Here is a 6,749-nt window from a genome sequence, read left to right as displayed (position 1 = left end):
ATGTGTTCGCCGACGTTGCCGGCATCTACTCCACCGCCCAGACCAATGTCGACCGCAGTGCCGGCGGTGACCACAAGACGCTCGGCCACTTCGGCAAGAGCGCCAAGCTGGTGTTCTCCGACCAGTTCGGCGCCGATGACCAGTTCGGCATCGTCGCGGTGGCACGCTCCGAGCAGCGCTCGCGCAACAGCACCAAGCGCTGGGTGGAGTCGAACTACTACTTCAACGACGCGGGCAAGTACCTGACCGACGGCAGCACCGACCCGACCGAACTCAAGGGTTGGAACGGGTTGCGCGCGCCCGGCAACTTCAGCACCGGCACCTACACGAACTTCATCACCAACTTCGGTGGCTCGGCCAAGCTGGAGTGGAAGCCCTCGCAGGACCCGTTCTACGCCTCGTTGCTGCTGTACTCGTACCGGTTCTACGAGAACTCGACGATGAACAAGACCGACCTGTACTCCAACGCCAAGTTCCCGATCCGGGACCAGACCGCCGAGGGCGGCACCACGCAGATCAACAGCATCTACATCAAGAACCGGCACGACCGCTGGGACCGCAGCAACCGTGGTGCGATCGCCAACTTCAGCTGGGACATGGGCCAGGACACCCGGCTGACCCTGCGCGGCGGCCACACCGAGGAAACCTTCAACAACACCCAGACGTACTGGGGTGTGCGTGCCTATCCCAGCAACCTGTTCGTGGACTATGCCAACGACAAGCATGGCTTCCCCAATGCAGTGGGCGTGTCCGACCCCAGCCTGCTGACCAGCTCGGCGTTCAAGCTCAACCCGGCACAGGCGTACATCTCGCCGCGCGATGCCAAGGAGACGATCGACAACCTGCGCGTCGACTTCACCCACAACATCGGTGCCGATGCGCGTGGCTTCGGGCTGGCCGCCGGCGCCGAGTACCGGCACCTGAACATCTGGCAGGACATCGACTTCGACTACTACAAGACCAGCGCCACGCTCAACGACTACCTGTACCCGGGCGCGACGCTGTTGGGCACGGTGCCGGGCTTCCCGTTGATCGACAACCCCAAGTGGACCGAGGAACTGCTGCCGACGCTGGGCAACAACGACGCGGCCTACCCGAACGCCGACTTCACCAGTGACTACAAGTACGTGGAGGACATCGCCAATGCCTATGTCTCGGCGCATTACGCCTGGGACCGGCTGCTGCTGATCGGCGGCCTGCGCTACGACGACACCTCGTTCGACGCCTACAGCCCGTACAGCGCCAACGGCGGCACTACGTACACCGCGGATTTCCGCAGGAGCAGCGGCGGCTACAGCAACCTGCTGCCGTCGCTCAACGCCACCTTCAGCCTGGGCGAGGACCAGCGCCTGCGCTTCTCGGCCAGCCAGACGCTGGGCCGGCCCACGCCGAGCAACATCGCCCAGGCCACCAGCAGCAGCTGCAGCGACGACCAGGACGGGCGTGGCTTCTGCACCATCAAGCAGGGCAATGCCGGGCTGGACCCGCGCCGGGCCACCAACATCGACCTGGCCTGGGACATGTACTTCAACGGCAACAACGGCATCGTCTCGGTGGCGTTGTTCGACAAGGTGATCAAGGACGACATCTACACCCTGACCACCTTCCAGGACATCGGTGACATCACCTACCGGGTGACCCAGCCGATGAACACCGACGAATCGAAGCTGCGCGGCGTGGAGTTCGCCGTGGCCAACCGCAACCTGCGCTGGGGCCGCCAGCGCTTGGACATGTTCTTCAATGCCACCCGCCTGGACGGGCAGACCGACTACAAGATCAGCGACGGCACCGAACGCCGCCTGGACCGCCTGCTGTACCAGCCGGACTGGTCGCTCAATGGTTCGGTGATCTGGCGCATGCCCTGGCAGAAGGCGCAGCTGCGCGTCTCCGGCACCTACCGCACGCGCATGCTGGTGGACTTCGGTGACACGCAGTGGCTGGACTCGTACTACGACCCGTACATGACCTTCAACCTGGCCTTCAGCCACAAGGTCAGCAAGCACTTCACGCTCAAGTACGAAGCCAAGAACCTGTTCAACACGCAGCCGACCTACAGCACCGGGCCGGACGGGCGCTTCCGTACCGAGATCGACGACTACGGCCGCTTCTACTACTTCCACATCATCTACAACTGAGCAGGCACGCCATGGACAAGATCAACCGCAGGCGCTTCCTGGCGCTGTCCGGGCTGGCCACGGCCGGCGCATGGATGGGTACCGCCGCCGCCCTGGCCGCCGAGCTGGATGCCAAGGCCTTGAACCCGCGCAACCTGCTGGCCACGCCACGCTTTGCCGGCACGCCGTTCACCCTGGGCGTGGCTTCGGGCGACCCCGCGCCGGATGGCATGGTGCTGTGGACGCGGCTGGCCACCGAGCCGCTGCAGTACGGCGGGGGCATGCCGGCGCGGCCGTTGATCGTGGACTGGCAGCTGGCCGATGACGCGGGCATGCGCCGGGTGCTGCGCAGCGGTTCGGCGCTGGCGCATCCGGAACTGGGCCATTCGGTGCACGTGGAGCTGGAAGGGCTCGCGCCGGGACGGCCGTACTGGTACCGCTTCAGTATTGCGGGCCACGCCAGTGCGACCGGCTGCACCCGCACGCTGCCGTCACCCACGGCCGAGGTGGACCGGGTCCGCTTCGCGGTGGCCGGTTGCCAGCACTACGAAGAGGGCCACTACACCGCCTGGCGCTGCATCGCCGAGGAGCCGCTGGACTTCGTCTTCCACTACGGCGACTACATCTACGAAGGCGAGAGCCAGCCCGGCGTGCGCCGCATGAACGGGCAGCCATTCACCAACCTGCGCAACCACGTGGGCCCGCAGACCTACACGCTGGATGATTACCGGCGCCGCTACGCGCAATACCACAGCGATGCCGACCTGCAGGCGGCGCATGCGGCCGCGCCGTGGTTCGTCACCTTCGATGACCACGAGGTGGACAACAACTGGGCCGGCGCGGAGGATCAGGACGGAACGCCAGGCGAACTGTTCCTGCTGCGCCGTGCACAGGCCTTCCAGGCCTATTACGAGAACATGCCGCTGCGACGCAGTGCCTTCCCGCGGGATGGCCACATGCAGATGTACCGGCGCGCACGCTACGGCACGCTGATGGACCTGCACCTGCTCGATACCCGCCAGTACCGCAGCCGCCAGGTCGACATGACGCAGCGTGCCCTGGTGGAATCATCGGAACGCAGCATCGTGGGCGCGGCGCAGGAACGCTGGCTGTTCGATGGCCTGTCCGACGCCACGCCGCGTTGGCACACGATTGCCCACCAGGTGTCGCTGGGCAACTACCTGCGCGAGAAGGACGGGGTGCTGGTGTCTTCCGACGACCAGTGGTCCGGCTACCTGGACAGCCGCCGGCGCCTGCTTGATCACATCCAGCGGGTGGGGTTCGGCAATGTCGTCACCGCCTGTGGCGATGCGCACCGCCACTACGCCAGCGACCTGGTGCAGGACAACGCCGACAGCGGGGTGATCTCCAGCGAGTTCCTGGCCACCTCGATCACCTCCGGTGGCGACGGCCAGGGCGAGGATGCACTGGCGCGCAACCTGCTGCAGCACAGCCCACACCTGAAGGCGACCACCGACAAACGCGGCTACGTGCTGTGTGATGTCACCCGTGACCATTGGATCGGCGACATGAAGACGCTGGACCAGGTGATGCAGCCCGGCGGCAAGCTGGAAAGCTGGCGACGCTATGCCATCGCCCACGGCCGTCCGGGCCTGCAGCCCGCCTGATCGTTCGCGCCCGGCCGTCGCGTGTCGACGGCGGTCGGTGCGTTGGCAGGGCGGCGTGCGTGGCGGCATGATGGGGCCACCACAGGAGCGCGCTGATGCCATCGCCTCGCCAGAAGCAGGATTTCCCGGTCCAGAACGTGCGCCGCTACCTGGAGCCCGGCCCCATCGTGCTGGTCTCCTCGCACTGGCAGGGGCGTTCCAACGTCATGACGCTGGGTTGGCATACGGTGCTGGAGTTCTCGCCTTCACTGGTCGGGTTGATGATCTCCCGCGGCAACCACAGTTTCGAGATGATCCGCCGCAGCCGCGAGTGCGTGATCAATGTGCCGACCGAGGCGTTGGTGGACAGCGTGGTACGCGTGGGCAACAGCAGCGGCGCGCAGGTCGACAAGTTCGCCGCGTATGGCCTGGCGACGGCGCAGGCCAGCATCGTTCGCGCTCCGCTGGTCGCGGCATGCCACGCGCACTTCGAGTGCCGGCTGCGCGATGACGCGCTGGTGGAGCGCTACAACTTCTTCATCTTCGAAGTCGTCAAGGCGCATGTGGCGCCTTCCCCGCGCCATCCGCGGACGCTGCATTACACCGGCGACGGCGCATTCATGGTGGCCGGCAAGGTCATCAGCCGGCGCGCGATGTTCAGGCCTGACATGCTGCCGTGATGCGCGCCCGGGTAGTCCCTGTCCCGGTAACTTCATGTTTCGAATCAATGACTTGGATGGGCGGCCCGGCCGTGCTGCACAGGGTTGCTGCGCATCCGGCCGGTCCCGGGCAACCGCGGCCGGCTGCATCCAGGCGTTCGACTGTCCGCCGCGACATCCGGTGCAGCGCCGGCGCCGGGCGCCGGCTGATCACGGCGCGACCACACCGCTGACGGCAGCATGCGCCTCCGCTGGGCGCCAAGACACTCGAAACAGCGCCAGCACAAGGAAAAAGCTGCCGGTGTGGGCATCGCCACCGCAGCGCACAGGGCGCTCCAGCCCGGAAAAAGCCGCGTTCCCGCTACGTCGTGAAATTTCCTTCATCTGGCGATGAGGGGGCTTCGCTAATATTTCGTTCGAAACTGTGACGTAGGTTTGTCATAAATTGTGACGCGTAGCGTTTCAAGACATTGCATCTGATATTCGGATGTGATTGCGGCGCAAAGGCTTGCGCCGCCCCGGATCCGTGCCAGGGGAGTCGTCAGGCATGGGTCGGGCAACGCCGCGTCGGGGGAAGTGGGGCTTTTTCTGCTTTCGGATCGTCGCTCCAGCGTGCACGGGGGGAGCGCGTTTAATGCATGGGCCTGGCGGGCCCATTGGAGCTGCGTGTGTTTGCCAAGCCAGTTGTTTCCAGCATCGGTCGCGTCATGCGTCCGGGGGTGTTCGCACTCGTCGGGCTGTTGCTCGCTCCCCTGGGAGTCCACGCGCAGAACGTCCGCAATGAAGCCACGGTGGCCCCGCCCAGTGGCGTGACCAACGTCGGCACCACCTGCACCACGCTCGCCGGGCAATCGACGCCGGCCAACTCCGTGGCCTTCAGCAACGGCGTGTGCACGGCCGCCGATACCGATCCGCTCACGCGCGAGTCGGACCTGTCCATCATCAAGACCCAGAGCACCGATGGCGGTGCGACGTTCGTTTCCAGCACGGCGACGGTGAACCAGGGCGCGGTGGTCCGCTTCCGCCTGGAAATCCGCAACATCGGGCCGAGCGCGGTGACGTCGGCGAGTTTCGCCGACGTGGTGCCGGGCAACTTCACCTCGGTGAGCGTGCTGAGTGCCGCCCCGGCGGCCGCGTGTTCGGCCGGCGCATCGGCCAACACGGTCAGCGGCACCTTCACCGGTGCCAAGGATGCGACCTGCACGGTGATCCTGCAGGCCACCGCGACGACCGGGACGTCCGGCGTGGGCGTGGTCAACACCGGCACGGTCACCGCGCCGGCCGGCACCTCCGACCCGACCCCGGGCAACAACAGCAGCGCGGTGACGACGATCATCACCTCGCCGCAACTGAGCCTGGAAAAGTCCGCCAGTTCCACCACCTTCGCGATTGGAACACCGGCCAGCTACACGTTGACGTTGACCAACGTCGGCAGCGGCGCGACCACGGCGCCGGCGGTCATCACCGATTCGGTGCCTGCGGGCCTCAGTATCGGCACCCTGCCGCCGGGCTGCGTTGCCAGCGGGCAGACGGTGACGTGTACGGTTGCCGCAGGCATGGCGATCGGCGCCGGCAATGCGGTGAGTTTTGTCATCCCGGTGACGCCCACCGCTGCGGCGGCCTCCCGTGTGACCAACGTGGCGAATGTGACCGGCGGCGGTGATGCGAGTTGTCCGTCGGACGAGCGCTGCCAAGGCACCGCCATCGTCGACATTCCGAATCCGAAGCTGACCTCAACCAAGACGGTGACCTCGACCGGCCCGTATGGCGTGGGTGATGTGATCAGCTATTCGGTGGTCGCGACCAACAGCGGCAACGCCACGCTGACCAACGTGGTGGTCAGCGACACCCGGCTGACGCCGTCGAGCACCTCCTGCGCGACGCTGGCACCGGGCGCGAGCTGCACCCTGACCGGTTCGTACACCGTGCTGCAGGCCGATGCCGATGCGGGCAAGGTCATCAACACCGCCGCGATCACCACCGATACGCCCGGTGCCTGTGCCGTGGCGGCGGATTGTGCGCCGACGGTGACCACGCCGATCACGCAGACGCCGAAGTTGACCTCGACCAAGACGGTCACCTCGACCGGTCCGTATGGCCTGGGCGATGCGATCAGCTATTCGGTGGTGGCCACCAACAGCGGCAACGCCACGCTGACCAACGTGGTGGTCAGCGACACCCGGCTGACGCCGTCGAGCACCTCCTGCGCGACGCTGGCACCGGGCGCGAGCTGCACCCTGACCGGTTCGTACACCGTGCTGCAGGCCGATGCCGATGCGGGCAAGGTCATCAACACCGCCGCGATCACCACCGATACGCCCGGTGCCTGTGCCGTGGCGGCGGATTGTGCGCCGACGGTGACCACGCCG

General features: G+C 66.3%; 4 protein-coding genes. All 4 read left to right on the top strand.

Translation table 11 applies throughout. The features are described from left to right. Positions 1-2,135 (top strand): TonB-dependent receptor domain-containing protein (locus VA603_RS10960; RefSeq protein ID WP_323438845.1); only part of this gene is annotated, 2,135 nt, incomplete at its 5' end. 11 nt (positions 2,136-2,146) lie between these two features. Further along, positions 2,147-3,742, top strand: coding sequence for an alkaline phosphatase D family protein (locus VA603_RS10955; RefSeq protein ID WP_323438844.1), 1,596 nt, complete (start codon positions 2,147-2,149; stop codon positions 3,740-3,742). A gap of 95 nt (positions 3,743-3,837) precedes the next feature. Continuing rightward, on the top strand, positions 3,838-4,401 hold the full coding sequence (locus tag VA603_RS10950) for a flavin reductase family protein (protein ID WP_132862593.1): 564 nt from the start codon (positions 3,838-3,840) through the stop codon (positions 4,399-4,401). Between the two features lie 617 nt (positions 4,402-5,018). Continuing rightward, on the top strand, positions 5,019-6,749 hold a 1,731-nt coding region (locus VA603_RS10945; RefSeq protein WP_323438843.1), incomplete at its 3' end, for a DUF7507 domain-containing protein.

Origin of the sequence: Stenotrophomonas capsici (genome assembly GCF_034961085.1) — a bacterium.
In the GTDB taxonomy this organism is placed as follows: Bacteria; Pseudomonadota; Gammaproteobacteria; order Xanthomonadales; family Xanthomonadaceae; genus Stenotrophomonas; species Stenotrophomonas capsici.
Note: the sequence above shows the minus strand (reverse complement) of the source record. Positions and strands in the feature narration are given on the sequence as shown.

Bases quoted from the DNA above. Each gene is read 5' to 3' on its own strand.
- VA603_RS10950 (WP_132862593.1), top strand. From the start codon at position 3,838: ATGCCATCGCCTCGCCAGAAGCAGGATTTCCCGGTCCAGAACGTGCGC.
- VA603_RS10955 (WP_323438844.1), top strand. From the start codon at position 2,147: ATGGACAAGATCAACCGCAGGCGCTTCCTGGCGCTGTCCGGGCTGGCC.